This window comes from Ruegeria sp. CF4, from assembly GCF_056537345.1.
On the sequence record NZ_JBQFRJ010000002.1, the window covers coordinates 308126 to 334775 of the forward strand.

General features: G+C 58.2%; 26 protein-coding genes. 14 read left to right on the forward strand and 12 right to left on the reverse strand.

Going from position 1 to position 26650, the window contains the following annotated elements:
- Window position 1: 1 nt before the first annotated feature.
- From odhB to mdh, 7 genes are all read right to left on the reverse strand, one after another.
- Entirely contained in the window at window positions 2-1519 is a 1518-nt protein-coding gene (gene odhB / locus ACR0NF_RS08255) for a 2-oxoglutarate dehydrogenase complex dihydrolipoyllysine-residue succinyltransferase (RefSeq protein ID WP_480470911.1), read from the reverse strand.
- Window positions 1520-1522: 3 nt separating this feature from the next.
- Entirely contained in the window at window positions 1523-4480 is a 2958-nt protein-coding gene (locus ACR0NF_RS08260; RefSeq protein ID WP_480470910.1) for a 2-oxoglutarate dehydrogenase E1 component, read from the reverse strand.
- On the reverse strand, window positions 4477-5016 hold the full coding sequence (locus ACR0NF_RS08265) for a DUF805 domain-containing protein (protein WP_480667259.1): 540 nt from the start codon (window positions 5014-5016) through the stop codon (window positions 4477-4479). The genes ACR0NF_RS08260 and ACR0NF_RS08265 overlap by 4 nt, the downstream gene beginning before the upstream one ends.
- 91 nt (window positions 5017-5107) lie before the next feature.
- On the reverse strand, window positions 5108-5827 hold the full coding sequence (locus ACR0NF_RS08270; protein ID WP_480470908.1) for a hypothetical protein: 720 nt from the start codon (window positions 5825-5827) through the stop codon (window positions 5108-5110).
- Entirely contained in the window at window positions 5827-6714 is an 888-nt protein-coding gene (sucD, locus tag ACR0NF_RS08275) for a succinate--CoA ligase subunit alpha (RefSeq protein ID WP_480778056.1), read from the reverse strand. The genes ACR0NF_RS08270 and sucD overlap by 1 nt, the downstream gene beginning before the upstream one ends.
- An 83-nt stretch (window positions 6715-6797) precedes the next feature.
- Window positions 6798-7991, reverse strand: a complete 1194-nt coding sequence (gene sucC / locus ACR0NF_RS08280; protein WP_480533266.1) for an ADP-forming succinate--CoA ligase subunit beta — start codon at window positions 7989-7991, stop codon at window positions 6798-6800.
- A 310-nt stretch (window positions 7992-8301) separates the two neighbouring features.
- Window positions 8302-9264, reverse strand: a complete 963-nt coding sequence (mdh, locus tag ACR0NF_RS08285) for a malate dehydrogenase (RefSeq protein WP_010442827.1) — start codon at window positions 9262-9264, stop codon at window positions 8302-8304.
- A gap of 161 nt (window positions 9265-9425) precedes the next feature.
- Here mdh and ACR0NF_RS08290 point away from each other — a divergent pair, with 161 nt between their 5' ends.
- The gene (locus ACR0NF_RS08290) at window positions 9426-10181 is read left to right on the forward strand and encodes a sulfite exporter TauE/SafE family protein (RefSeq protein WP_480778057.1); all 756 of its coding nucleotides are present in this window, start codon (window positions 9426-9428) and stop codon (window positions 10179-10181) included.
- Here the strand turns inward: ACR0NF_RS08290 and ACR0NF_RS08295 are convergent.
- A complete protein-coding gene (locus ACR0NF_RS08295; protein WP_480470904.1) occupies window positions 10178-10477 on the reverse strand; it encodes a hypothetical protein in 300 nt (99 codons plus the stop codon). The two genes, ACR0NF_RS08290 and ACR0NF_RS08295, sit on opposite strands and share 4 nt — an antisense overlap.
- Before the next feature lie 177 nt (window positions 10478-10654).
- Between ACR0NF_RS08295 and ACR0NF_RS08300 the strand changes: the two genes are divergently transcribed.
- The 10 genes from ACR0NF_RS08300 to ACR0NF_RS08345 all read left to right on the forward strand — a co-directional run bounded on the left by ACR0NF_RS08300 (window position 10655) and on the right by ACR0NF_RS08345 (window position 17922).
- The gene (locus ACR0NF_RS08300; protein WP_480778058.1) at window positions 10655-11512 is read left to right on the forward strand and encodes an HpcH/HpaI aldolase/citrate lyase family protein; all 858 of its coding nucleotides are present in this window, start codon (window positions 10655-10657) and stop codon (window positions 11510-11512) included.
- Window positions 11513-11519: 7 nt separating this feature from the next.
- On the forward strand, window positions 11520-12074 hold the full coding sequence (locus tag ACR0NF_RS08305; RefSeq protein WP_480778059.1) for an NnrU family protein: 555 nt from the start codon (window positions 11520-11522) through the stop codon (window positions 12072-12074).
- A gap of 12 nt (window positions 12075-12086) precedes the next feature.
- A complete protein-coding gene (locus tag ACR0NF_RS08310; protein ID WP_480470901.1) occupies window positions 12087-12293 on the forward strand; it encodes a DUF1737 domain-containing protein in 207 nt (68 codons plus the stop codon).
- Window positions 12293-13321 (forward strand): MaoC family dehydratase, encoded by a 1029-nt coding sequence (locus tag ACR0NF_RS08315; RefSeq protein ID WP_480778060.1) that lies wholly within the window; start codon window positions 12293-12295, stop codon window positions 13319-13321. Before ACR0NF_RS08310 ends, ACR0NF_RS08315 begins: the two co-directional genes overlap by 1 nt.
- Before the next feature lie 63 nt (window positions 13322-13384).
- A complete protein-coding gene (locus ACR0NF_RS08320; protein ID WP_480778061.1) occupies window positions 13385-14059 on the forward strand; it encodes a DUF1194 domain-containing protein in 675 nt (224 codons plus the stop codon).
- A 204-nt stretch (window positions 14060-14263) separates the two neighbouring features.
- Complete coding sequence (gene sdhC / locus ACR0NF_RS08325) at window positions 14264-14650, forward strand: succinate dehydrogenase, cytochrome b556 subunit (protein ID WP_480470898.1); 387 nt, start codon at window positions 14264-14266, stop codon at window positions 14648-14650.
- 12 nt (window positions 14651-14662) lie between these two features.
- Entirely contained in the window at window positions 14663-15034 is a 372-nt protein-coding gene (gene sdhD / locus ACR0NF_RS08330; RefSeq protein ID WP_480470897.1) for a succinate dehydrogenase, hydrophobic membrane anchor protein, read from the forward strand.
- A gap of 18 nt (window positions 15035-15052) precedes the next feature.
- Window positions 15053-16858, forward strand: coding sequence for a succinate dehydrogenase flavoprotein subunit (gene sdhA, locus ACR0NF_RS08335; protein WP_480667264.1), 1806 nt, complete (start codon window positions 15053-15055; stop codon window positions 16856-16858).
- A 12-nt stretch (window positions 16859-16870) separates the two neighbouring features.
- Window positions 16871-17650 (forward strand): succinate dehydrogenase iron-sulfur subunit, encoded by a 780-nt coding sequence (locus tag ACR0NF_RS08340; protein WP_480470895.1) that lies wholly within the window; start codon window positions 16871-16873, stop codon window positions 17648-17650.
- Between the two features lie 131 nt (window positions 17651-17781).
- Window positions 17782-17922 carry a hypothetical protein gene (locus ACR0NF_RS08345; RefSeq protein WP_480667265.1) on the forward strand — a complete coding sequence of 47 codons (141 nt, stop codon included), beginning with the start codon at window positions 17782-17784 and terminating at the stop codon, window positions 17920-17922.
- A gap of 300 nt (window positions 17923-18222) precedes the next feature.
- On the opposite strand, the gene ACR0NF_RS08350 is transcribed toward ACR0NF_RS08345, so the two are convergent.
- On the reverse strand, window positions 18223-19131 hold the full coding sequence (locus ACR0NF_RS08350) for a DMT family transporter (protein WP_480778062.1): 909 nt from the start codon (window positions 19129-19131) through the stop codon (window positions 18223-18225).
- Between the two features lie 289 nt (window positions 19132-19420).
- Between ACR0NF_RS08350 and ACR0NF_RS08355 the strand changes: the two genes are divergently transcribed.
- Complete coding sequence (locus ACR0NF_RS08355; RefSeq protein WP_480470892.1) at window positions 19421-20284, forward strand: urea carboxylase-associated family protein; 864 nt, start codon at window positions 19421-19423, stop codon at window positions 20282-20284.
- A 14-nt stretch (window positions 20285-20298) separates the two neighbouring features.
- On the opposite strand, the gene deoD is transcribed toward ACR0NF_RS08355, so the two are convergent.
- The 3 genes from deoD to ACR0NF_RS08370 form a co-directional block, all read right to left on the reverse strand.
- On the reverse strand, window positions 20299-21009 hold the full coding sequence (gene deoD / locus ACR0NF_RS08360) for a purine-nucleoside phosphorylase (protein ID WP_480470891.1): 711 nt from the start codon (window positions 21007-21009) through the stop codon (window positions 20299-20301).
- A gap of 18 nt (window positions 21010-21027) precedes the next feature.
- Window positions 21028-21345 (reverse strand): H-NS histone family protein, encoded by a 318-nt coding sequence (locus ACR0NF_RS08365; RefSeq protein ID WP_480470890.1) that lies wholly within the window; start codon window positions 21343-21345, stop codon window positions 21028-21030.
- A gap of 117 nt (window positions 21346-21462) precedes the next feature.
- Window positions 21463-23430 (reverse strand): protein meaA, encoded by a 1968-nt coding sequence (locus ACR0NF_RS08370; protein WP_480778063.1) that lies wholly within the window; start codon window positions 23428-23430, stop codon window positions 21463-21465.
- A gap of 145 nt (window positions 23431-23575) precedes the next feature.
- On the opposite strand from ACR0NF_RS08370, the gene ACR0NF_RS08375 reads away from it, so the two are divergent.
- Both ACR0NF_RS08375 and ccrA read left to right on the forward strand, forming a co-directional pair.
- Window positions 23576-24958, forward strand: coding sequence for a 1-acyl-sn-glycerol-3-phosphate acyltransferase (locus tag ACR0NF_RS08375; RefSeq protein WP_480659302.1), 1383 nt, complete (start codon window positions 23576-23578; stop codon window positions 24956-24958).
- A gap of 112 nt (window positions 24959-25070) precedes the next feature.
- Window positions 25071-26357: a crotonyl-CoA carboxylase/reductase gene (gene ccrA / locus ACR0NF_RS08380; RefSeq protein WP_480470887.1), complete on the forward strand. Its 1287-nt coding sequence runs from the start codon at window positions 25071-25073 to the stop codon at window positions 26355-26357.
- The last annotated feature ends 293 nt before the right edge of the window (window positions 26358-26650 follow it).

A 26650-nucleotide genomic window follows, 5' to 3' on the forward strand; every position in this document is an offset into this window, starting at 1 on the left:
GTTACAGATCCATCAGCAGGCGGCGGGGGTCTTCGAGCGCCTCTTTCACGCGGACAAGGAAGGTCACCGCGCCTTTGCCGTCCACGATCCGGTGATCATAGGACAGGGCCAGATACATCATCGGGCGGATCTTGATCTCACCGTTGATGACCATCGGACGGTCCTGGATCTTGTGCATGCCCAAGATGCCCGATTGCGGCGGGTTCAGGATGGGTGAGGACATCAGCGAGCCATAGACACCACCGTTCGAGATGGTGAAGGTGCCGCCCTGCATCTCGGCCATCGACAGCTTGCCGTCACGGGCACGTTTGCCTTTCTCGGCGATGGCTTTCTCGATCGCTGCAAAAGACATCGAGTCTGCGTCCCGAATAACCGGAACCACAAGACCCTGAGGCGTACCGGCGGCGACACCCATATGCACGAAGTTCTTGTAGACGATGTCATTGCCATCGATCTCGGCATTCACTTCCGGAACCTCTTTAAGTGCGTGACAGCAGGCCTTGGTGAAGAAGGACATAAAGCCCAGTCGCACGCCGTGCTTCTTCTCGAACTGGTCCTTGTACTGGTTCCGCAAGGCCATCACCTCGGTCATGTCCACCTCGTTATAGGTGGTCAGGATGGCGGCCGTGTTCTGCGCATCCTTCAAACGCTTGGCGATGGTCTGGCGCAGACGGGTCATGCGCACGCGTTCCTCGCGGCTTGCATCTTCGGCGGCGACAGGCGCACGTGGAGCCTGGGCAGCGGGGGCGGGCACAGCCGCCGCAGGCGCTGGGGCCGTAGCCGCTGCGACCGCTTTCGCCACGTCTTCTTTCATGATGCGACCGTCACGGCCAGTGCCGGTGACCTGATCCGCTGACAGGCCGACTTCGGCCATCGCCTTTTCGGCTGATGGGGCGTTTGCCACGTCCTTGCCGGTGCTTGCTGCTGCAGCCGGGGCCGCCGCCGCAGCAGCCGGAGCGGGTGCAGCACCCGCAGCCGCGCCCGAAATCACCGCCAGTTTGGCGCTGGCATCGACCGTGCTGCCCTCGGGGGCAACGATCTCGGCCAGAACGCCTGCTGCCGGGGCCGGAACCTCGACCGAGACCTTGTCGGTCTCCAACTCGCACAGCATCTCGTCTTGCGCAACGCTGTCACCAACCTGTTTGAACCATGTCGAAACGGTCGCCTCGGTGACGGACTCGCCCAGCGTCGGCACCATCACGTCCACGCTGCCGCCGGATGCAGCCGGAGCCGCCGCCGCAGGCGCTGCAGCCGCAGCGGTCGGAGCAGGAGCGGCGCCTTCACCAGCTGCGATTGTGGCCAGCAGGGCGTCGACGCCCACGGTTTCACCTTCGGCTGCGACGATCTCGCCCATCACGCCAGCGGCGGGAGAGGGCACTTCAACGGTGACCTTGTCGGTCTCCAACTCACACAGCATTTCATCCACGGCTACGGCGTCACCGGGTTTCTTGAACCATGTCGCAACCGTGGCTTCGGTTACGGATTCGCCAAGCGTAGGTACACGAACTTCAATCGTCATCGCTTACTTTCCTTTGATGCTCAGCGCTTCGTTCACCAGCGCTTCTTGTTGGGCTTTGTGTTGGCTGGCCAGACCCGTCGCGGGCGAGGCCGATGTGGCGCGACCGGCATAAACCGGACGTGTGTGTTTTGCGCCGATGCGGGTCAGGACCCATTCGATATTGGGCTCGATAAAGGACCAGGCCCCCTGGTTCTTGGGCTCTTCCTGACACCAGACCATCTCGGCGCCTTTGAAGCGCTCAAGTTCATTGATCAGCGAATGCGCCGGGAAGGGATAATATTGTTCGATCCGCATCAGGTAGACGTCATCGATACCACGCGCGTCGCGCTCCTCCAGCAGGTCGAAATAGACCTTGCCCGAGCACATGACGACCCGCTTGATCTTGTCATCCGCCACCAGCTTGGTGTCGGAGTTCCCTTTCTGCGCGTCATCCCAAAGCACCCGGTGGAAGCTGGAGCCCGTGGTGAAGTCTTCGGTGCTGCTGACCGCCAGCTTGTGGCGCAGCAACGATTTCGGTGTCACCAGGATCAGCGGCTTACGGAAGGTACGGTGCAACTGACGGCGCAGGATGTGGAAGTAGTTCGCGGGCGTGGTGCAGTTCGCCACGATCCAGTTGTCCTGACCGCACATCTGCAGGAACCGCTCCAGTCGCGCGGATGAGTGTTCGGGGCCTTGCCCCTCGAACCCGTGCGGCAGCAGGGTGACCAGACCGGACATCCGCAGCCATTTGCTTTCGCCAGAGCTGATGAATTGGTCGAACATGATCTGCGCACCGTTGGCAAAGTCGCCAAACTGCGCCTCCCACAGAACCAGTGCGTTGGGTTCGGCCAGCGAATAGCCATATTCAAAACCCAACACCGCATATTCGGACAGCATTGAGTCGATCACTTCATACTGAGACTGCCCTTTGCGGATGTTGTTCAGCGGGTAATACCGCTCTTCGGTTTCCTGATGAACAAAACCCGAATGGCGCTGGCTGAAGGTTCCGCGCGTGGCGTCCTGACCGGACAGGCGCACCGGATAGCCCTCGGTCAGCAGGGACCCAAAGGCCAGCGCTTCACCCGTGGCCCAGTCAAAGCCTTGACCCGTTTCGAACATCTGCTTTTTGTGTTCAAGCAGACGGGCAACCGTTTTGTGAACCGCAATGTCGTCTGGCGCATGAGTCAATGCATTGCCGATTTCGCTCAGCGTTTCGGGCGTGATCGCCGTCTCGCCGCGCATATACTCTTCTTTGTTCTTGTCCAGATGTGACCAGCGCCCATCCAGCCAGTCGGCCTTGTTGGGTTTGTAGTCTTTCCCGGCATCGAACTCTTCGTTCAGATGCGCCTGGAAAGCCGCTTTCATATCCTCGATCTCGCCTTCGGGGATCAGGCCGTCCTTGACCAGACGCTCGGTGTACAGAGACAGCGTGGTCTTATGCGTCTTGATCTTCTTGTACATGATCGGGTTGGTGAACATGGGCTCATCGCCCTCGTTATGGCCAAACCGACGATAGCAGAAGATGTCCAGAACCACGTCCTTGTGGAACTTCTGACGGAACTCGGTCGCCACCTTGGCGGCGTGCACCACCGCTTCGGGGTCGTCGCCGTTGACGTGGAAGATCGGGGCTTCAACCATCAGTGCGATATCGGTCGGATACGGGCTGGAGCGTGAGAAGTGCGGCGCGGTGGTAAAGCCGATCTGGTTGTTCACCACGATATGCATGGTACCGCCGGTCTTGTGACCGCGCAGGCCCGACAGGCCAAAGCCTTCGGCCACGACGCCCTGACCGGCAAAGGCCGCGTCGCCGTGCAGCAGGATGCCCATGACCTTGGTGCGATCCGTGTCGTTCAGCTGATCCTGCTTGGCGCGGACCTTGCCCAGAACCACCGGGTTCACCGCCTCAAGGTGCGACGGGTTCGCGGTCAGCGACAGGTGTACGCTGTTGCCATCGAATTCGCGGTCGCTGGAGGCGCCGAGGTGATATTTCACGTCGCCCGAGCCATCCACATCTTCAGGTTTGAAGCTGCCGCCCTGGAATTCGTTGAAGATCGCGCGATAGGGTTTGCCCATAACATTGGCCAGAATGTTCAGACGCCCCCGGTGCGGCATGCCGATGACAATATCGCTCAGCCCCAGCGCACCACCGCGCTTGATGATCTGTTCCATCGCCGGGATCAGCGCCTCGCCACCGTCCAGACCGAACCGCTTGGTGCCCATGTATTTGACATGCAGGAACTTCTCGAAGCCCTCGGCCTCGACCATCTTGTTCAGGATCGCCTTGCGGCCTTCCTTGGTAAAGGCGATTTCCTTGCCATAGCCCTCGATCCGTTCCTTCAGCCACGCGGCCTCTTCCGGGTTCGAGATGTGCATGTATTGCAGCGCAAACGTGCCGCAATAGGTCCGCTTCACGATCTCGACGATCTGCCGCATGCTGGCCATCTGCAGGCCCAGCACGTTGTCGATGAAGATCGGTCGATCCATGTCGGCATCGGTGAAGCCGTAGGTCTTGGGGTCCAGCTCGGGATGCGTACTGGCTGCGCGCATTCCCAACGGATCAAGATCAGCGGCCAGATGGCCCCGGATGCGATAGGCCCGGATCAGCATCAGCGCCCGCAGGCTGTCCAACACCGCGCGCTTGATCTGGTCATCGCTGACCTCGACCCCTTTGGCCTCCGCCTTGTCCTTGATCTTCTTGCCCGCCGCCTTGGCGTCAATCTCGGCCCACTCTCCGGTCAGCGCGCCCGTCAGATCGTCCGCCGGCATCGGAGGCCAGTCGCTCCGCGCCCACGAAGGCCCCTCGGCCTCGCGCTGCACATCCGGCGCGTGATCGCCCATGGCCTTGAAAAACTCCACCCAGGCGGCATCAACCGCGCCTGGGTTCTTGGTGTACTGGGCATATAACTGCTCCAGATATTCGGCATTATGCCCCTGCATGAAGCTTGAGGCATGAAAGGCTGAGTTGGGCGAGTGTTCGGTCATGGGACTACCTCATATGGGTTGGGACCGTATTGGTTGGTGCCTGGCTGGCTGGGGCGGGAGAGCCACCACAGAACCAGGAGGGGCGACACAAACAGAACGATAAGTGTCGGAATGACGATAAGAAGTGTGGCGCGGGTGAACAGGATGTCGAGCGTGCCACCATGGAACTGACTGGCAAGGCCGATACCAAAGATCAGAACGGCGAGCGCACCAAGGATCAGCAGGATCGGCAGCAGAGCGTAAAGTCCGCTGCGCCCGGTGTCATGCATCCGCCGCCACGCGACGGCGAGGTGCGGGAAAAACACGATCAGGCTGACGATACTCTGTACCGGGCCCGTTGAGGTGGCCGCGACGGATTTGGACGTCTCGGTCTCGGTTACCGCGACCTGAGTGAAGAACTGCAGGTCAATGACCCCGGCGATGATGCTCCAGATCAAGATGAACAGGAAAAAGAACCAGTATTCAGGCCGCGAGGCACGACCCGAGAAGGTGAAGAATTTGGAGAAACAGGTGCGGATGGCGTCAGAGAAGGTCATGGCGCGAACTCCATAAAAGATCGCGAAACCTTAGGTAGACTAAAAAAGTACGAACTGGTCATAGCTTCAATTCTAACTCCAAGCCGACAAACTAATGAAGACGTTCGCTTTTTTCATACCGGTACAAAGCACCAATTTCAGCGAGCTCTAGTTGAGGTAATAGTTTGCCGGGAAAGCGTTCTCGCGCGAATTCAATTATGTACGGATCTCTACCACTTTTGGCGATCCGACCATATTGCGATCCCCCTTCGCCTCGGTCTTCCCATTTATGCTGAAGCCCGCGCCAATTTCCAACAGGGGTGAAAAAAGTTGAAGAGTTGCCATTGAATTTTTCCCGAAGACTTTCTGTTTCAATCAGCGTGACGTCTCTCGGAACAAATGCCCACACGCCAATCGAAAACCCAGACGAAGCCTTTTCTTCGCTGCAGGTTCGAGCCAAAACAACCTTTGCATCCGGCCAGTTGTCGTTGCGTAGCACATCCGTTCGAACCGCAAGAGAGCCATCTATGTGGCGCAGGAAACTTGGGCTACGAGTCCCCATTGGGATGCGCATATGACGATAAAAGTTGAAAATGCTTCGGAACCCCCTCGGGTCCAAAATTCCAAAACTCATGCCAAGTTGATTGAGCGTTACTCTCCGCCTCAAACGAACCAAATTGGTTGTTCCAACGCGGTACCAACCCGCTTCCGACAATGTTTCGGCAAGAAACTCGCCCCCTTGTTTTGGAAATTCTTCGAAACACGCGCAAAGACTGGCTTTGGCGTGTTCCGTGGTTACCGAATCCGGCAAGGAGGCGGGTAGGTTTTGCATCAGCCGTTCTGTATCGCTTCCAGCACAGCCTCACCCAGCTGCGCCGGGCTTTCGGCCACGACGATACCGGCTGAGCGCATGGCTTCGATCTTGTCCTCGGCACCGCCCTTGCCGCCGGCGACAATCGCGCCTGCATGGCCCATGCGGCGGCCCGGAGGGGCTGTGCGGCCTGCGATGAAACCGGCGGTCGGCTTCTTGCGGCCTTTCTTGGCCTCATCCGCCAGGAACTGCGCGGCTTCTTCCTCGGCCGAGCCACCGATCTCACCGATCATGATGATCGACTCGGTTTCGTCGTCGGCCAGGAACCATTCCAGCACGTCGATATGCTCGGTGCCCTTGATCGGGTCGCCGCCGATGCCAACGCAGGTGGACTGGCCCAGACCCACATCGGTGGTCTGCTTGACGGCCTCATAGGTCAGGGTGCCCGAACGCGACACAACGCCGACCGAGCCGCGCTTGTGGATGTGACCGGGCATGATACCGATCTTGCAGGCGTCGGGCGTGATGACACCGGGGCAGTTCGGGCCGATCAGTCGCGAGCTTGAACCTTCCAGCGCGCGCTTCACCTTCATCATGTCCAGAACCGGAATGCCTTCGGTGATGCAGACGATCACTTCCATCTCGGCATCAATCGCTTCGAGGATCGAGTCAGCCGCGAAGGGCGGCGGCACATAGATCACCGAGGCGTGGGCTTCGGTCACATGCTTGGCCTCGTGGACCGAATTGAACACGGGCAGGTCAAGATGGGTCATCCCGCCTTTGCCGGGGGTCACACCGCCGACCATCTTGGTACCATAGGCGATGGCCTGTTCAGAGTGGAATGTGCCCTGCGAGCCGGTAAAGCCCTGACAGATCACTTTGGTATTTTCGTCGATGAGGACTGCCATCTGGCGTTCTCCTTTATACGGCAGGCTTCTGCCCGCCAAAATCTTGGGAAAGGCGGGCAGAAGCCCACCCTACGGGATGACACTCAGCCTTTGACGGCCTTCACGATCTTCTCGGCACCGTCTTTCAGGTTGTCCGCCGCGATCACGTCCAGGCCAGAGGTGTTGATGATCTCTTTGCCTTTCTCGACGTTCGTGCCTTCCAGACGCACCACCAGCGGAACCTGCAGGCCGACCTCTTTCACCGCGGCGACAACGCCCTCGGCGATGACGTCACAGCGCATGATGCCGCCGAAGATGTTGACCAGAATGCCTTTGACCTGCGGGTCCGAGGTGATGATCTTGAACGCCTCGGTCACTTTCTCTTTGGTCGCGCCACCGCCCACGTCGAGGAAGTTGGCAGGCTCGGCACCGTAGAGCTTGATGATGTCCATCGTGGCCATCGCCAGACCGGCACCGTTGACCATGCAGCCGATCTCACCATCCAGCGCGATATAGTTCAGGTCGTATTTCGACGCTTCCAGTTCCTTGGGGTCTTCCTCGGTCGTGTCGCGCAGTTCGGCGATGTCGGGGTGGCGGTAGACCGCGTTGCCGTCAAAGCCGACCTTGGCGTCCAGCACTTTCAGGTCGCCGCTGTCGGAAACGATCAGCGGGTTGATTTCCAGCATCTCCATGTCCTTCTCGACGAAGGCGTTATAGAGCTGGTTCATCAGTTTGACGCATTGCTTGACTTGTGCGCCTTGCAGACCCAGCGAGAACGCGATGCGGCGGCCGTGATAAGCCTGATAGCCGGTCGCAGGATCAACCGAGAAGGACAGGATTTTTTCGGGCGTGGCGGCAGCCACTTCCTCGATATCCATGCCGCCTTCGGTCGAGCAGACAAACGAGATGCGGCTGGTCTGGCGATCCACCAGCAGGGCCAGGTACAGTTCGCGCTCGATGCCGGATCCGGCCTCGATATAGATGCGGTTGACCTGCTTGCCTGCGGGGCCGGTCTGATGGGTGACCAGCGTGCGGCCCAGCATCTTCTTGGCTTCTTCGGCGGCTTCTTCCACCGATTTGGTCAGACGGACACCGCCTTTTTCGCCCGCGTCGGTCTCTTTGAAGCTGCCCTTGCCACGTCCACCTGCGTGGATCTGAGCCTTGACGACCCACAGGGGGCCATCCAGTTCACCGGCTGCGGTTTTGGCTTCCTCGGCGCGCAACACGGCGCGACCATCGGAGACCGGAGCGCCATAGCTGCGAAGAAGCGCTTTGGCCTGATATTCGTGAATGTTCATCGAAATATGTCCCGTCTGACTACGATTGCCCTGTTATAGGGGTGTCTAAGGGTCAAATTTAAAGAGTTTTTTGACGTGTCACGGGAAATTGTCGAAGATTTTCGGTATTTGTGATCACAGGTTTTTGGGGTGTGATCACAAAATTTGTGAGCTATGGGATTTGATTCGATGATCCTGCAACATGCTTGCAAAACACATTCATAGATGAGTTTTGCGACGTTTGCGCGAACATCTTCAAACCCGTTAGGCATCGCGCAAAAGAAAACCGGCCCGCGAAGGGGGCCGGTTCATTGGTTCTAAGCTTTGTGATTTAGGCCAGCGAGCTGTCGATGCCCTTACATGCCTCGATCAGGCCCTTCACGGCGTTGACCGAGTTGTCGAAACCGGCCTGCTCTTCTTCGTTCAGCTTGATGTTGACCACACGTTCGACACCACCAGCACCGATTACGGTGGGCACGCCGACATACATGCCCTCGACGCCCAGCTCGCCATCGCAATAGGCGGCGCAGGGCAGCACGCGTTTTTGGTCTTTCAGATAGGCTTCGGCCATTTCGATCGCCGATGTGGCGGGTGCATAGAACGCCGAGCCGGTTTTCAGCAGACCGACGATCTCGGCACCACCGTCACGGGTACGCTGAACGATGGCGTCCAGTTTTTCTTGCGTGGTCCAGCCCATCTCAACCAGATCGGGCAGCGGGATACCGGCAACGGTCGAGTAACGAACCGACGGAACCATGGTGTCGCCATGACCGCCCAGAACGAACGCTGTCACATCGCGCATCGAAACGTTGAACTCTTCCGAGAGGAAGTGTGCGAAACGGCCTGAGTCCAGAACACCCGCCATGCCGCAGACTTTGTTGTGCGGCAGGCCCGAGAATTCGCGCAGGGCCCAGACCATCGCGTCCAGCGGGTTGGTGATGCAGATGACGAACGCGTCGGGCGCGTTGGCGGCGATGCCTTCACCGACCGATTTCATGACCTTCAGATTGATGCCCAGCAGGTCATCGCGGCTCATGCCCGGTTTGCGCGGGACACCGGCGGTGACGATGCAGACGTCAGCGCCTGCGATGTCCTCATAGGACTGGGTGCCTTTCAGCTTGGCGTCAAAGCCTTCCGAAGGGCCGGATTCGGCGATATCCAGCGCCTTGCCTTCCGGGGTGCCTTCGGCGATGTCGAACAGGACAACGTCACCCAGTTCTTTCATTGCTGCGAGGTGGGCGAGCGTGCCGCCGATCTGACCTGCGCCGATCAGCGCGATCTTGGGTCTGGCCATTTGGAATATCTCCGGTCGGTTTTGAAATCGCGGTTGTGCTAGTCGCAAAAGCGGCGTCACGCAAGCCTTCTGCGGCGCGGCATGCCACCGCATACCGTTTGCACACACCCCGCCGATTGCGCTAAACCGCCTGTGAATCATGCCTATTTCCGGGACGCCCCATGTTCGAGATGAACCTGATGTTTTTTGCCGTGGCGATCCCTGCGGTGATCTTTGCGGGCATCTCGAAGGGCGGGTTCGGCTCGGGCGTGGCTTTTGCGTCCTCGTCGATTCTGGCCCTGATCCTGACGCCCGGGCAGGCACTGGCGCTGATGCTTCCGATCCTGATGGTGATCGATTTGGCCACGCTGGGGCCCTATTGGAAACGCTGGAGCTGGTCGGATTCACGCCTGCTGATCCTTGGTGCCGTGCCGGGTGTCGCGCTGGGCGCGTGGCTCTATCGTGCCACCGACGACGATATGTTGCGCCTGTTGATCGGCGGGATATCGGTGGGGTTCGTGATCTGGCATGTTGCCCAGACTAAGGGCTGGGTGCGCGGCTTCGCCAACCGGCTGCCACCATCGGCGGGCCTGTTTGCCGGGCTGGTCGCCGGGTTCACCAGCTTCGTCAGCCACGCAGGCGGCCCGCCCGCCGCCGTTTATCTGCTGTCCCAACGCCTGACGAAGACCGAGTTTCAGGCCTCGACCGTGCTGGTCTTCTGGGTGATCAACGCGGTGAAATTCGTGCCCTTCGCCTATCTGGGCCTCTTCACCTGGCACACGGCGTTGGCCGATCTGTTGCTGACCCCATTCGCGATCCTTGGGGCCTGGCTGGGCGTCCGGGCACATTTCATGCTGTCCGAACGCGTGTTCTTTTGCATCTCTTATGTTCTGCTCAGTCTGACCGGCAGCAAACTGATCTGGGATGCGCTGGTTTAAGTATTGGGCGGCAAACTCTCGGCCAGCGGCTCAAACGACTGGCCCGAAGCGATCAGGCAGGTCACGCCTTCGGGCAAGGTCACAACAATCGTCCAGCTGCCGGTCTGGTCCGAGGCAAACATCTCCATCACCGCACCCTGACGCGCGATGCCGATACCCCGGCGGGTTTCACCGTAGGTTTTCGCCAATCGTTTGATCACATCTTCGCGCGGAGCGCAGTTCTGCGCGCTGACCTGCTGCGCTGCTAGCACCATGATGCCCAGACCTATCGTCATTTTCAGCAATATTGTCTTCATCGGTCACCCCTTTCGATTCCTTTCGGAAAACAGCGTGCTGCAGCCAGAAAGAGATCGCGTTAAGGCAACGCACGTTGCGTCGCTTGTTGTAAATGCTGCGCTGCGGCGTTTTTGTCCTTGAGCTTTCCGTCAAAAAATGCCCCATTCCGCGCAACATTATTTCAAAGGGAGAGTCCCGTGGACCCGCGTCAACGCCCCTATCGCTCTGTTCTCTATATCCCCGGCTCGCGCGAGCGGGCATTGGATAAGGCGCGCACGCTGCCAGTGGATGCGATCATCTTTGATCTGGAAGACGCGGTTTCAGCCGACGAAAAGAACAATGCACGCGAGACGCTCAAGGCGGCTTTGGCCACCGGGGGATATGGCGCGCGGGTCAAGATCGTGCGTATCAACGGGCTGGACACCGAATGGGGGCGCGCCGATGCCGAGGCCATGCGCGAGATGGATGCGGATGCAGTATTGCTGCCTAAGGTCAGCTCTGCGGCTGAAGTGGACGCGCTGGCGGCGATTACCGGAGACCTGCCGATCTGGGCGATGATGGAAACGCCGCGCGGAATGCTGAACGCCGCGGAAATTGCCGCACATCCGCTGATAGCAGGCTTTGTGATGGGCACCAATGATCTGGCGAAAGAACTGCAAACCCGCTTCCGCCCTGACCGCCTGCCGATGATGACCTCACTGGGCCTGTGCCTGTTGGCCGCAAAGGCCGAAGGTCTGATCATCGTCGACGGCGTCTACAACGCCTTCAAGGATGCCGACGGTCTTCAGTCCGAATGTGCTCAGGGCCGTGATATGGGTTTTGACGGTAAAACGCTGATCCACCCCGCTCAGGTTGACATCGCGAATACGGCCTTTGCGCCCTCGGAAGATGAGATTGATCTGGCCCGACGCCAAATCGCCGCCTTTGAAGAGACCGAGGCACAGGGGCAGGGCGTCGCTGTGGTCGATGGCAAGATTGTTGAGAACCTGCACGTTGTAACTGCCCGTGAAACTCTGGCAAAAGCAGAGGCGATAGTAGCTTTGCAAGCGGGGTAAGCCAGCAATGGGCTTTGTTCTTCTGATCCTTGGTGTGGCGCTTTGGTGGGCCGCACATCTCTTCAAGCGTGTGATGCCGGAACGCCGTGCCGCCATGGGCGATGCAGGCAAGGGCGCCGTGGCGCTCGCCTTGGTGGTCTCGATATTGCTGATGATCTTCGGCTATCGGATGACCGATTTCATCTATGTCTGGGCGCCGCCGACCTTCCTGATTCACGTCAACAACCTGCTGGTCTTGATCGCGATATATCTGCTGAGCCCAGCCGGAACCAAGGGTCGCCTGCTGAACAAGGTCCGCCACCCTATGCTGGGCGGCTTCAAGCTCTGGGCCTTTGCGCATTTGCTGGTGAATGGTGATCTGGCGTCGATCGTTTTGTTTGGCGGCTTACTGGCCTGGGCCATTGTCGAAGTGATTGTGATCAACAAGTCCGAACCCGAGTGGACCCCGGGCGAACCCGGAACTTACGGCAAGGATGCGATGTTCTTCGTTGGCTCCATCGTGCTGATGGGCATCATCGGTTATATTCACGGGCTGGTTGGCCCATCTCCGTTCGGCGGATAAGGGGCTGAAGCAATGGCGAAACTTTATCGTTTGTTGACAGAAGAAGACACGTCGGCCTTCTGCCACAAAGTCTCGGACGCATTGGCAAAAGGATGGGAGCTTTATGGCGACCCCTCCTATGCCTTTGACGCCGCCACCAATGTGATGCGCTGCGCGCAGGCTGTGACCAAAGAGGTCGACGCCGACTATTCCCCCGACATGAAACTGGGACAGCAATAATGGCAAAAACCAATCCGGGTAACTTTTTTGAGGATTATTCAGTCGGGCAGGTGCTGCACCACGCCGTGCCGCGCACCGTGACGGATGGCGAGCGCGCTTTGTATCACGCGCTCTATCCAGCGCGCCATGCGCTCTACTCCTCGGACGAATTCGCCCGGAATTGTGGCTTACCCCAAAGCCCGATTGACGATCTGGCAGCCTTTCATGTGGTGTTCGGAAAAACGGTTCCCGATATATCACTGAACGCGGTTGCCAATCTGGGTTATGCCGAGGGACTCTGGCTGCAACCTGTCTATCCCGGCGATACCCTGCGCGCCGAATCCGAAGTGATTGGTCTCAAGCAGAATTCAAACGGCAAAACCGGGGTGGTCTGGGTCCGCACACGCGGCCTAAACCAGCGCGACGAAGTGGTCATCGAATATGTGCGCTGGGTGATGGTGCGCAAATCGAACCTCGACGTGCCCGCGCCCGAGACAGTCGTGCCCGAGTTGAAGAAAGCGCTGGATGTCAGCGATCTGGCGGTGCCGAAAGGCCTCGATTTCTCCAATTACGATTTTGTACAATCCGGTGAAAACCATCGCTGGGATGCGTACAACACGGGAGAAACGATTGATCACGTCGATGGCGTGACCGTCGAAGAGGCCGAGCATATGCTGGCCACCCGTCTGTGGCAGAACACCGCCAAGGTGCATTTCGACCTGACCTTCCGTCCTGATGGTCGGCTGATCTATGGCGGGCATGTCATCTCGATGGCGCGGGCCTTGTCGTTCAACGGTCTGGCAAACGCACAGATGATCGTTGGCCTGAACGGTGGCGCCCATGCCAACCCTTGTTTTTCAGGCGATACGATCAAGGCTTGGTCCGAGGTTCTGGACAAGGCCGAGACCGGAACGCCGGGTGTCGGAGCACTGCGCCTGAGGCTGGTGGCCACCAAGGGTGGTGAGCCTTTTGCCTTGCGCAATGACGACGGGAAATACCTGCCAAACGTCCTTCTGGATCTCGACTACTGGGCCTTGATGCCCATGTAAGGCAAGCCCGCCCATTGACATTGAAGTGATCGCGGTCCGGGAATTCCGTGCTACGTTTGCCTTATGATGATGTTGCGCGCGATCACTGCCAGCCTGTGCCTGGCCTCACAGGCCCACGCCTGTGATCTGGCTCTGGCTTTGGCGGTGGATGTGTCGGGCTCGGTCGATTCCGAGGAATATCGGATACAAATGGATGGCCTTGCCGCCGGTCTACGTGATCCGATTGTGTCTGAGGCGTTGGTGCGCGGACAGGCTCAATTGATGCTGGTGCAGTGGACCGGCAGTTCGCGTCAGCGCGTTACGCTTCCATGGACCCGGATCGACAGTTTTGCCACCCTCGATAACTTCGCGGGGCAGGTCGCCGCAGACCCACGTGTCTGGCGCAACTTTTCAACCGCGATTGGCGAAGCTCTTGAAATGACAATTGCTCATTTCGACAAGGTGACCGATTGCAAGCGCCATCTTATAGACCTCTCGGGCGATGGAATTTCGAACGAGGGTATCGAGCCTGCAAAACTGCACCACAAACTGCGCGAGCGGGGTGTCACCGTAAACGCAATTGCCATTGAAGAGAGCGAACCTGATCTGACGGCATATTTCTTCGAAAACGTCATCGTGGGCGAGGGGGCCTTTGTCGTCTCGGCTGCGGGATTTGCCGACTACCCTGAACGCATTCGCAAAAAACTGCTGCGCGAAGTGACGCAGCAGACTGCGGGGTTGAAACAAGGCCAGGAATAGATTCGTGATCACATTGCTTTAGCGTTGAAAACGCTAACATTGGCGGCCTTGAGTTCGTTTTGTGATCACGCAAAATATGCTCGTGATCACAAAACAGTTTTATCATGCGATTTGCGGCGGATTTAACGCTTTTTGCACCTGCAGCGCGTGACAGTGTCGCAAAAAACAGTAAAACGTTCGGTAGCCAACCGAAAAGGAGCCGCCATGGCCGATGTAAATCGGGGCAACCGCCCGCTTTCGCCGCACCTGTCGATCTATCGTCCTCAGCTGACGTCGGTCACATCCATCCTGACCCGTATTACCGGAAACGCGATGATTGTCGCCGCGCTTTTGATCGTCTGGTGGTTCCTGGCCGCAGCGACGTCTCCCGAAGCGTTTGAACGCGCCAATTGGTGGCTGACCTCGGTACTGGGTGATCTGGTCATGGCATTCTCTCTGTGGGGGTTGTGGTATCACACACTGGCGGGCGTTCGGCACCTGATCTGGGACAACGCGGTTGGTCTGGACCTGCCCACAGCAACCAAGCTGGGTTGGGCCGTTGTCATTGGCTCGGTCGTTCTGACCCTGCTCACTCTTTTGATCGTAGCGTAAAGGAGTCTCACGATGCGTTATCTGACAGACCGCAAACGCGCGATCGGTCTTGGTTCGGCCAAATCGGGCACCGCCCATTTCTGGAGCATGAAGGTCAGTTCGGTGGCTCTGCTGATCCTTGTTCCTCTGTTTATCTTCACATTCGGCCCGGTTCTGGGTCAGCCCTATGATGTGGTGCTGGACTATTACGCGCGCCCCTTCCCGGCGATTGTCGCCGCGCTGACACTGGTGGTCGGGTTCAAACACTTTGCCGAAGGCGCGCAGGTGATGCTTGAGGATTATGTTCACGGCACCCTAGAAAAGGTGCTGATCATCCTCACCACCTGTCTGTCCTATGGCGCAGCTGCGGCTGGCGTTTTCGCCATCGCGCGCATTGCCCTCTAATTCCCGGAGCTGAAAGAAATGGCTGCATACGAATACGAAACGCATGAATATGACGTGGTCGTTGTCGGCGCTGGTGGGGCCGGCCTGCGGGCAACGCTGGGCATGGCGGAACAGGGTTTGCGCACGGCCTGCGTGACCAAGGTGTTCCCGACCCGCTCGCACACCGTTGCCGCGCAAGGCGGGATCGCCGCATCGCTGTCGAATATGGGACCCGACAACTGGCAGTGGCATATGTATGACACCGTCAAGGGGTCCGACTGGCTGGGTGACACCGATGCCATGGAATACCTCGCGCGTGAGGCACCCAAGGCGGTGTATGAACTGGAACATTATGGCGTGCCGTTCAGCCGCACCGAAGAAGGCAAGATTTATCAGCGTCCCTTTGGTGGCCACACCACCGAGTTCGGCGAAGGCCCTGCCGTGCAGCGTACCTGCGCCGCCGCCGACCGGACCGGCCACGCGATCCTGCACACGCTGTATGGCCAAAGCCTCAAGAACAACGCTGAGTTCTATATCGAATATTTCGCCATCGACCTGATCATGTCGGATGATGGACAATGTCAGGGTGTCGTCTGCTGGAAGCTGGACGACGGCACCATGCATGTATTCAACGCCAAGATGGTTGTGCTGGCGACCGGCGGTTATGGCCGTGCCTATTTCAGCGCCACTTCGGCCCATACCTGCACCGGCGACGGCGGTGGCATGGTGGCCCGTGCGGGTCTGGCGCTGGAAGATATGGAATTCGTGCAGTTCCATCCCACTGGTATCTACGGCTCGGGCTGCCTGATCACTGAAGGTGCGCGCGGTGAAGGCGGATACCTGACCAACTCAGAAGGCGAACGGTTCATGGAGCGTTATGCGCCCCAGTACAAGGATCTCGCGCCGCGCGATTATGTCAGCCGTTCAATGGCGATGGAAATCCGCGAAGGGCGCGGTGTCGGCGGTGAGGGGGATCACATCCACCTTAACCTCAGCCACCTGCCGCCCGAGGCGCTGGCAGAACGGCTGCCCGGCATCTCGGAATCGGCCAAGATCTTTGCCGGTGTCGACGTTACCAAGGAACCGATCCCGGTTCTGCCCACCGTGCATTACAACATGGGCGGTATCCCAACCAACTATTGGGGTGAGGTGATCAACCCCACCGCCGCCGATCCGAACGCAATCGTGCCCGGGCTGATGGCTGTGGGTGAGGCCGGTTGTGCCTCGGCCCATGGGGCGAACCGTCTGGGTTCGAACTCCTTGATCGACCTCGTGGTGTTTGGCCGTGCGGCGGCAATCCGCGCCGGTCAGGTGGTGGACGCAAACGCGCCGAACCCGGTGCTGAACCAAGCGTCGGTGGATCAGGCGTTCGACCGGTTCGACGGGTTGCGAAATGCCAATGGCAGCATCGCCACCGCCGATCTGCGGCTTGAGATGCAAAAGACCATGCAGGCTGATGCTGCCGTGTTCCGGACTGGCAAGACACTGGCCGAAGGGGTCGAGAAGATGACGGCCATCGCATCCAAGATGGACGATCTGAAGGTCACCGACCGCTCTTTGGTCTGGAATAGCGACCTGATGGAGACGCTGGAACTCACCAACCTGATGCCTAATGCGCTGGCCACCATCGTTGGTGCCGAGGCGCGCAAGGAATCCCGCGGCGCCCATGCGCATGAGGACTTCACCACCCGAGATGACGAGAACTGGCGGGTTCACACCATCAGCCGGGTCGAGGGCACGAATGTAGACCTCAGCTATCGCCCAGTGATCGTCGATCCGCTGACCACCGAGGACGAAGGCGGCATCAGCCTCAAGAAAATCGCGCCCAAGGCGCGGACGTTCTAAGGAGAGGAACTTATGGTACAACTGACCCTCCCCAAGAATTCCCGGATCACCACCGGCAAGACCTGGCCCAAGCCCGAAGGCGCAACCAACGTGCGCAAGTTCCAGATCTATCGCTGGAACCCGGATGATGGCCAGAACCCACGTGTGGACACTTATTTCGTCGACATGGACACCTGCGGCCCGATGGTTCTGGATGCGCTGATCAAGATCAAGAACGAGATTGATCCGACCCTGACGTTCCGCCGGTCCTGTCGTGAGGGCATCTGTGGCTCTTGCGCGATGAACATCGACGGGATCAACACGCTGGCCTGTATCTATGGCATGGATGAGATCAAAGGTGACGTGAAGATCTATCCACTGCCGCACATGCCGGTGGTCAAGGACCTGATCCCTGATCTGACGCACTTCTACGCCCAGCACGCCAGCATCATGCCGTGGCTGGAGACCAAGACCAACCGTCCTGCGAAGGAATGGAAGCAGTCGATCGAAGACCGAAAGAAATTGGATGGTCTGTACGAATGCGTGATGTGTGCCAGCTGCTCGACTTCGTGCCCCAGCTATTGGTGGAACGGTGACCGCTACCTCGGCCCCGCTGCGCTTCTGCATGCCTATCGCTGGATCATCGACAGCCGGGATGAGGCCACGGGCGAGCGTCTGGATGAGCTTGAAGATCCGTTCAAGCTGTACCGCTGCCACACGATCATGAACTGCGCGAAGACCTGCCCCAAAGGCTTGAACCCGGCCAAGGCGATTGCTGAGATCAAGAAGATGATGGTCGAACGCGCGGTGTGATGCGAAACATAGCACTTGCCGGTTTGCGGCAAGTGCAATCCCCATCTGCAAAAATGGACGATGCGCGCGCCTTTGGGCAGGCGTATGGTTTGGATGGGGAGGAGTGATAAGACGATTACGGGATCACTCCGATGAGCACAGATAAAAAGAAAACCGATGCAGCTAAGGCTCTTGAGCTTCTAGAACAAGCTTGGAGCTACTACGCACCCGAACCCAAGGTCCCAGCTTTTGAGGAAGCGCCGGAGCTGTTCGAATACGCTAATGCAGCGTAAAGCGCCTGCCTGACCTTGAAAATCTCTTAGCAATCAGCAAAGCAGAAGGATGCCTGTCCTTCTGCTTTTGCTTGCCGCTGGTGTTTTCGCTTATCTCTTTTGGCGTTCGCGAACCTCTTCGCTGACGCGCGAGTGCAGATGGCGGCAGCATCGGGACGAGGGGCAATGGCGTTGCAGTTTCTGCGGTGCGGTTTCTCAATCGGATGAAGAACCAATCCGCTGCCTGAAGGGGCAGGGGTGACGAGCTTCCGGTTTTTCGCGCTGATCGGGTTTTCGGGGAAGGGTCTGGTTTCTCAGCAATCAGGGGCCAGATTGCCTGGCGATGGTTCTTTCGCGCCCGATGATCAGAAGGCCGCCGCCAACGATTAGGAATACTCCGGGGATAAGATCATCAAAAGGAGTCTCGGCAAAAAAGACCCAACCCAGAATGAATGAGGACAGGATGCCGAAGTATTGAAAGGGTGACAGGCTGCTGGGGTCAGCCATTCGGTTTGCTGTTGTCATGCAAAGGGCGGCCAGTCCTCCGACCAGACCCATCGAGCCAAGCCATATCCAGATGACCGGTTCTTCGATCAGAGAGAATCCGGTAGTCTCCAGTACGAAGATGGTCGAGCTTATGAGCGCGGTTATGGTGTAGTAGAGGTTGATCAATGCGGTCGGTACGGAGCGATCGAAGAGCTTTGCGGTCACGCTGGAGCTTGCATAGCCAAGCGCGGCGCAGATCGGCAGCAGCGTGTGCCAACTCAAATGCGCTGTGTCCGGCTTTAGCACCATCATCACACCGACGAAGCCCAACCCAACCGCCAGCCACCGCCAGAGGCCGATTTTGTGCCGAAGGATCGGCACTGATAAGGCGGTGATGAATAAAGGGCCCGCAAAGACCAATGTCGTGGCAGTCGCAAGATCCATATAGATGAGCGACAGGTAAAAGCTCATCTGCGCCATGACGCCCAAGGCTCCGCGCGCGATGGCCAGCCGCCATTGTCTTACGGCAATTGGCCGACCCGCGTCGATCCAGTCGCGCGATGACAGCAGGATCGCCAACGCAGGGATGAGCCCGAATAGGTTGCGAAATACCGTAAGCTCTTGGGTCGAGAACTGAGCGCTGAGATGTTTCACAATCGCCCCCATGACATCGTACAGTACGATCGCGAGGATGATTACGAAGGCGGCCCTGAGGAAAGGGGCGGACGGTGTGTTGGTGTTCATGTCTGACGCTCCGATGGGATGTGTCGCCGCGCGGAGCGACTCACGATTTGCAACGGGTAACCTATTGACAAAAATAAATAAACACGCCTTATTCGTAACGCCGAGAGTCGAAGCTGAAGCTGGGATGGCCGCTATTAGCACGCGAATCCCGAAGCTTAGGCTGAGAAGTGTTTAGCGGTATCGCTCTTCGGTCGTCTCCAAACTGAGTCACCTAAAATTCGCCCCTGTTGGCCCGTGACCGTGCAGCTTTGGGCTTTTACGTCGACGCGAACTGCGCCAATCTCGAGCCATGATAGATTCTCAGAACTTCCCCCAACCGCCGAGCGACGCCGAAGACCGCCGCGCCATCGCGCCCGTTATTTGCTATCCCACCGACGGGTTGCCGAAGCCGCACTTGGCGCTGTACCAAGCAGCCCGCGAAACCGCGCAAAAAACCGATGAAGTGTTGGTGCCCGCGCGTGACGCACGTTGTTTTGAGGTGCCCGCCGGGCATTTCTTTCGCATCACCTCGGTCGAAGGTCCGCAGGTCGGGGACCTGAATATCTGGAACCTGAACGACCTGTCTGAACGGTTTTATTCCGGCAAAACCCGCGCGCTGCATGGCACCCACCTGACGACGGGTGAGCAGATGTGGTCAAGCTTCCCGCATATGCGCCCAATGGCGACCATCATTGCCGATACGCTAGGCTGGTATGGGATCGACGCGTTTGGCGGTTCGGTTCATGATGTGATCGGCACCCGCTGTGATCCCTATACGGGCAATCTGCTGTCAGGGACTCAGTACCATCATTGTTGTCATTCGAACCTGACCCGCGCATTGGCAGATCACCTGAGTATTCCCCTGGCTGAGGCTGAGCCTGCGGTGCACGATGTTCTGAACGTGTTCATGTGCACCGGGTTCACCCGCGATACCGGTCAGTATTTCATGAAAGCCTCACCCGTGCGGCCCGGTGATTACCTGGAGTTCTTTGCCGAGATCGACCTGTTGGGCAATCTCAGCGCCTGTCCTGGTGGTGACTGCTCATCCGAACATTCCTCGGACACGGCGTCGTGCCATCCATTGCTGGTCGAAGTCTTTGCCCCTGCTGACGGCGCGTTGGAAGGGTGGAGCAGCCCTGCGCGCAATGCATATGATCGCACGCATGGGCTTTAGCGTTTAGAGGTGCGTTAGGACGTTGTGAACGCCGCCTCAAGCGCGATCTCGACCATGTCGCCAAAGCTGCGCTCGCGCTCGGATGAGGGCAGCGCTTCGCCGGTCAGCAGGTGGTCCGAGACAGTCAGGACGGCCAGAGCACGGCATTTGTGGCGCGCCGCGAGGATGTAAAGCTCTGCGGCTTCCATCTCGACCCCCAGAACGCCGTGGCGCACCATCTGTTCATTCAGATCAGGGCGTTCGTCATAGAATACATCCGAGGAATAGATGCCACCCACATGGGTTGGTGTGCCTTTGGCCTTTGCCGCTTGCGCGGCGGCCTGCAGCAGGTCCCAATCGGCGCAAGGCGCAAAGTTCATCTCTTTCATGATCCCGCGCGACGGTGTGCTGAGCGTGGTGGACGTCATTGCCAGAATGACATCGCGTACATTGACGCTGTCCTGCATACCCCCGCAGGAGCCGATGCGGATCAGGGTTTTCGCCCCGTAATCACGGATCAGTTCGTTGACGTAGATCGACAGCGACGGCATCCCCATGCCGCTACCCTGAATGGTCACCGGATTTCCGTTCCACGTGCCGGTAAATCCAAGCATGCCACGAACGTCATTGACCAGTTTGACGTCTTTCAAAAATGTCTCTGCCGCCCATTTCGCGCGATAGGGGTCACCGGGCAAAAGAACGGTTTCGGCAATATCACCTGTTTCGGCTCCGATATGAATTGTCATCTCGGCAAATGCCCCCGCTCAGATTTCCAGATCAGATATGTCGGCCCCGGCTTTCAGGGCGTCATGCACCCATTGCGGCTTGCGACCCCGGCCCGTCCAGGTTTGGGCCTCATTGCTCGGATTGCGATATTTGGGTGCGGCCTTGGTGGATTTCGTGGCTTTTGCACCTTCGGGCGACAATTCGGACAAGGAGAACCCGAATTCCGCGGCCGCTTTTTCCGCCGCTTTCAAAGCTTCTTTACGTGCGCGTGCCTCGGCGCCTTTCAGCGCTTTTTCGACTTTATTGCGCAATTCAAGCAATTCTTTGTGCGACATTTTTTCAAGATCGATCGCCATTTTCTTTCTCCACACCGTTTGCTCCCAAAACACTGGAATTGGGAAATCGCAATTTCCGGTCCTGTCTATTCCTTTTTTATTGGAAATAGAAATGGAGATTTTATAGAGGTGGCGTTCTTATTCCGCCGCCATATTTTTTGGGTCAGCCAAAGTGATGATATCGCCCATGATCGTGTTCAGCTCAAAGTTCTTGGGCGTATAGATTTCAGCTACCCCCATGGCGCGCAGGCTCTCGGCATCTTCGTCGGGAATGATCCCGCCAACAACGACGGGGATATCGCTCAAACCTTCGTCTTTCAGGCGGGTCATCACATCTTGCACCAATGGCAGGTGGCTGCCGGACAAGATGGACAGACCAATGACATGAGCATTGTCCTCACGCGCGGCGGAGACAATCTCTTCGGGTGTCAGGCGAATGCCATCATAGCTGATATCCATGCCACAATCGCGGGCGCGGAAAGCGATTTGCTCGGCGCCGTTTGAATGTCCGTCCAAACCCGGTTTGCCAACAAGGAACTTCAATCGGCGACCGAGCTTGTCACTGACCGCATCAACGGCAGCCCGCAGATCATCCAGCCCTTCGGTCTTATTGGACACCGAGCCGGAAACGCCCGTCGGTCCACGATAGGTGCCGTAGGCTTTGCGCATTTCTTCGGCCCATTCGCCGGTGGTGACGCCCACTTTTGCCGCTGCAATCGAAGGTGCCATCACATTGGCCCCCGATTGCGCTGCCTCACGCAGGTCGTTCAACGCGGCTGCAACGGCCGCGTCGTTGCGATCTGCGCGCCAGTCATTCAGGCGCCCGATTTGATCCTGTTCGACCGCAGGATCGACGACCATGATGCCGCCATCCTCGGTCTGAAGGGGGGATGGTTCACCCTCGGTCCATTTGTTTACGCCGACCACGACGGTTTCATTACGCTCGATCCGGTTCAGCCGTTCAGCATTCGAATCCACCAGTCGGGATTTCATGTACTCGATTGAGGCAACCGCTCCGCCCATCGACTCGAGGTTCGCCAACTCAGCGCGCGCACCTTCTTTGAGCTCTTCGACCTTGGCATCAACCACCGGGTTGCCGTCAAACAGGTCGCCATACTCCAGCAGGTCGGTTTCATAGGCCAGGATTTGCTGCATCCGCATTGACCACTGCTGATCCCAGGGGCGCGGCAGGCCAAGTGCTTCGTTCCACGCGGGCAGCTGCACTGCGCGCGCGCGGGCATTCTTGGACAGTGTCACCGCCAGCATCTCGATCAGGATGCGATAGACGTTGTTTTCGGGTTGCTGCTCGGTCAGGCCCAGCGAATTGACCTGAACGCCATAGCGGAATCGGCGAAACTTGGGATCTTCGACGCCGTAGCGTTGTTGCAGAATTTCATCCCAAAGATCGACAAAGGCGCGCATTTTGCACATTTCGGTAACAAAGCGGATGCCGGCATTCACGAAGAATGAAATGCGACCGCAAAGTGCCGGGAAATCTTCAGCCGGAACACGGGGGCGCAACTCGTCCAACACCGCGATGGCTGTGGCCAGCGCATAGGCCAGCTCTTGCTCGGGCGTCGCGCCGGCCTCCTGCAGGTGATAGGAACACACATTCATCGGGTTCCATTTGGGCACGTTGGTGTAGCAATACTCGGCCACGTCCGCGATCATCTTCAGTGATGGTTTCGGCGGGCAGACATAGGTGCCGCGGCTCAGATATTCCTTGATCAGGTCGTTTTGAACCGTGCCCTGCAGCTTGGAGACATCCGCGCCCTGTTCCTCGGCCACCGCGATGTAAAGCGCCAGCAACCATGGTGCAGTGGCGTTGATTGTCATCGAGGTGTTCATCTGCTCCAGCGGAATCTGATCGAACAGCATGCGCATGTCGCCCAGATGGCAGATCGGCACGCCCACCTTGCCGACCTCACCGCGCGCCAGAACATGGTCGCTGTCGTACCCGGTCTGCGTCGGCAGATCGAAGGCGACGGACAAGCCGGTTTGCCCTTTTGCAAGGTTCGCACGATAGAGTGCGTTGGACGCCTTCGCCGTAGAGTGACCAGCATAGGTTCGGATCAGCCAGGGGCGGTCTTTCTGCGTCTGCGTCATGGATGGGCCTCGCGAGTCGATGAGCAATAAAATTACGTTACATGGTGATAAATCGTAATTTTCAGCATATGTCAATTCGCTGCGTCGCGGCATAACCTGCTTTCTTCAGATTGTGAGCGGTCGCGTTTGATGGCACTGTGCCCCCATGACTCAGACCGTGGAACTTCCGCTTTGGCTGTTTGTGCTGATCGTGCTGTTTGCCGCGGTCACTTTTGCATCGCATTTCCTGTTCCCGTCGGTGCGATGGTTCTTCCGCCGCAGGCTTGAACGCGCTGTTGCGCGTCTGAATGATCGCCTTCAGCGCCCGATCCAGCCGTTCAAGCTGGCGGGCCGGCACGATATGATTCAGCGTTTGATCTATGACCCTCAGGTCACCAAAGCAGTACAGCGGCATGCGAAAGAGGAAGGCGTTCCGGATGCGGTGGCGTCCGAGCAGGCCCGACGCTATGCGCGCGAGATCGCGCCTTCGTTTTCGACGGTCGCTTATTTCAGCATTGCGATCCGTCTGGCCCGCATGCTCAGCAATGCGTTCTATAACGTTCGGCTGAGCTATGAGAACAAGGCTGCCGTGGACAACATCGATCCTGATGCGACGGTCATCTATGTGATGAACCATCGCAGCAATATGGATTACGTTCTGGTCACCTATCTGGCGGCAGATCATTCCACCCTGTCATACGCAGTGGGGGAATGGGCGCGCGTCTGGCCGCTGAGCCGCCTGATCCGTGCAATGGGGGCCTACTTTATTCGCCGCAAATCGGGCAGTGATCTCTATCGCCAGGTGCTGGCCAGCTATGTGCGCCACGCGACCGAGGCGGGCGTCACTCAGGCCATGTTTCCTGAGGGAGGCTTGAGTTTGGCCGGTAAGCTGGGTCGGCCCAAGCTTGGTCTTCTTAAATACATAGTTGATGCATCAGACCCGCAGGGGCGCGATGTGGTTTTCGTACCGGTTGCGCTGAACTATGACCGGGTTCTGGAAGATACCGTTCTGACCGCCGCTGCGAAGGATACGGAACGTCGTTTCCGTGCTCGGATCGGGGTGATTACGCGATGGACCCTGAAACAGTTATGGCGGCGCGTGGTCGGGCGCTACAAGCGGTTCGGCGTAGCTTCGGTGCGCTACGCCACCCCAATCTCGCTACAGCAATTCCGCGCCACGCACGAGCGGGATCTGACCACTGATCTTGCGCGTGAACTGATGCAAAGGATTGGCGCGGCTATTCCTTTCGCCCCTCTCCCAGCGGCGTGTCGCCTGATCCAGCAAGAGGGTGAGATGACTGAGGATGACCTTAAGGCCCGTTTGCTGGGCGCTGAGGGTGGAGCACTCGAACCGGATGCGGGCGATGCCATCGACGATGCCATCAATCAGCTGACTGAACGCCGGATTCTGTCGCGCAAGAATGGCATCTTGCGCCCATCGGGTGAGCGCGCAGAGCTACTTGATTATTATGCCGCAGCATCAGAGCCTGCCCCTCGGGACGGTAATTTTGCAGTTGCAGAAACAGTTTCTGCAACTGCTGGGTCATAAAATTACAAAAGTAGCACCAAAAACTATTGCAATATTTCTTTGTCGCCAATATCCCAGTTGGTGAAAGCCGCGATTCTGCGGCGCGGCAATGGATGAGTTAAAGGAGGCCAGCATGGCTTTGGACGTCGACAGTGGCATCGCGTCGTACGATGCGCCCGAAAAAGACCTCTATGAAATGGGAGAGATCCCTCCGATGGGATATGTTCCCAAGCAGATGTATGCCTGGGCAATTCGCAAGGAACGCCATGGCGAACCGGACACGGCGATGCAGCTTGAGGTGGTCGATGTTCCGAAATTGGACAGCCACGAGGTACTGGTGCTGGTGATGGCTGCGGGGGTCAACTACAACGGTGTCTGGGCTTCGCTTGGTAAGCCCATCAGCCCGTTTGACGGTCATGGTCAGCCGTTCCACATCGCGGGATCTGATGCTTCGGGTATCGTTTGGGCTGTAGGCGACAAGGTGCGCCGCTGGAAGGTCGGTGATGAGGTTGTGATCCATTGCAACCAGGACGATGGCGATGACGAGCACTGTAACGGTGGCGATCCGATGTATTCGGACAGCCAGCGGATCTGGGGATATGAAACCCCCGATGGATCTTTTGCCCAGTTCACTAATGTGCAGGCGCAGCAGTTGATGCCACGGCCCAAGCACCTGACCTGGGAAGAAAGCGCCTGCTATACGCTGACGCTGGCCACGGCCTATCGGATGCTGTTCGGGCATGAACCGCATGACCTGAAGCCGGGCCAGAACGTTCTGGTTTGGGGTGCGTCGGGCGGCCTGGGGTCTTACGCGATCCAGCTGATCAATACAGCAGGTGCAAACGCGATCGGCGTGATCTCGGACGAAAGCAAGCGCGACTTTGTTATGGGTCTTGGTGCCAAGGGCGTTCTGAACCGGAAGGACTTCAACTGTTGGGGTCAGCTGCCCACCGTGAACACGCCGGAATATGCCGAGTGGTTCAAAGAGGCTCGTAAGTTCGGCAAGGCGATCTGGGATATCACCGGCAAGGGTGTGAATGTCGACATGGTCTTCGAACACCCGGGCGAAAGCACTTTCCCCGTCTCGACCTTCGTAGTGAAGAAGGGCGGAATGGTTGTTATCTGCGCCGGTACGACCGGTTACAACCTGACCTTCGATGTTCGTTATATGTGGATGCACCAAAAGCGTCTGCAGGGGTCTCACTTCGCTCATCTGAAACAGGCCGCGGCGGCAAACCAGCTGATGGTTGAGCGCCGTCTTGATCCCTGCATGTCCGAAGTGTTCACATGGCAGGATCTGCCGGAGGCGCATATGAAAATGATGCGGAACGAACATAAGCCCGGCAACATGTCCGTTCTGGTTCAGGCGCCACATACAGGCATGCGGACTTTGGAAGAAGTTCTCGCTGCAGGCGACTAACGTCCAGACTGTAACACAAGATCGAAGGACCCGCGCGGCACGCCCTTGCTGCGCGGGTGTTTTGCGTTTGAGGCAGTGGTGATTTTTATCAAAGGCTTAGCAGGAGAGGCCCCGCTATTTTTGGGGAGTAGAAAGCAGCGAGTAGGCCGAAATAGTCTGCACATGTTATGGTTGTGTTAACCCTTCGTTAACTATTTCGGGGACACCTTGATGGCGCAAAATGAGTGGATACTGGACGTATTGTCGGACCTCAACGCCTTTGCGGTGGCAAACGGGTTAATCGCGCTTGCCGA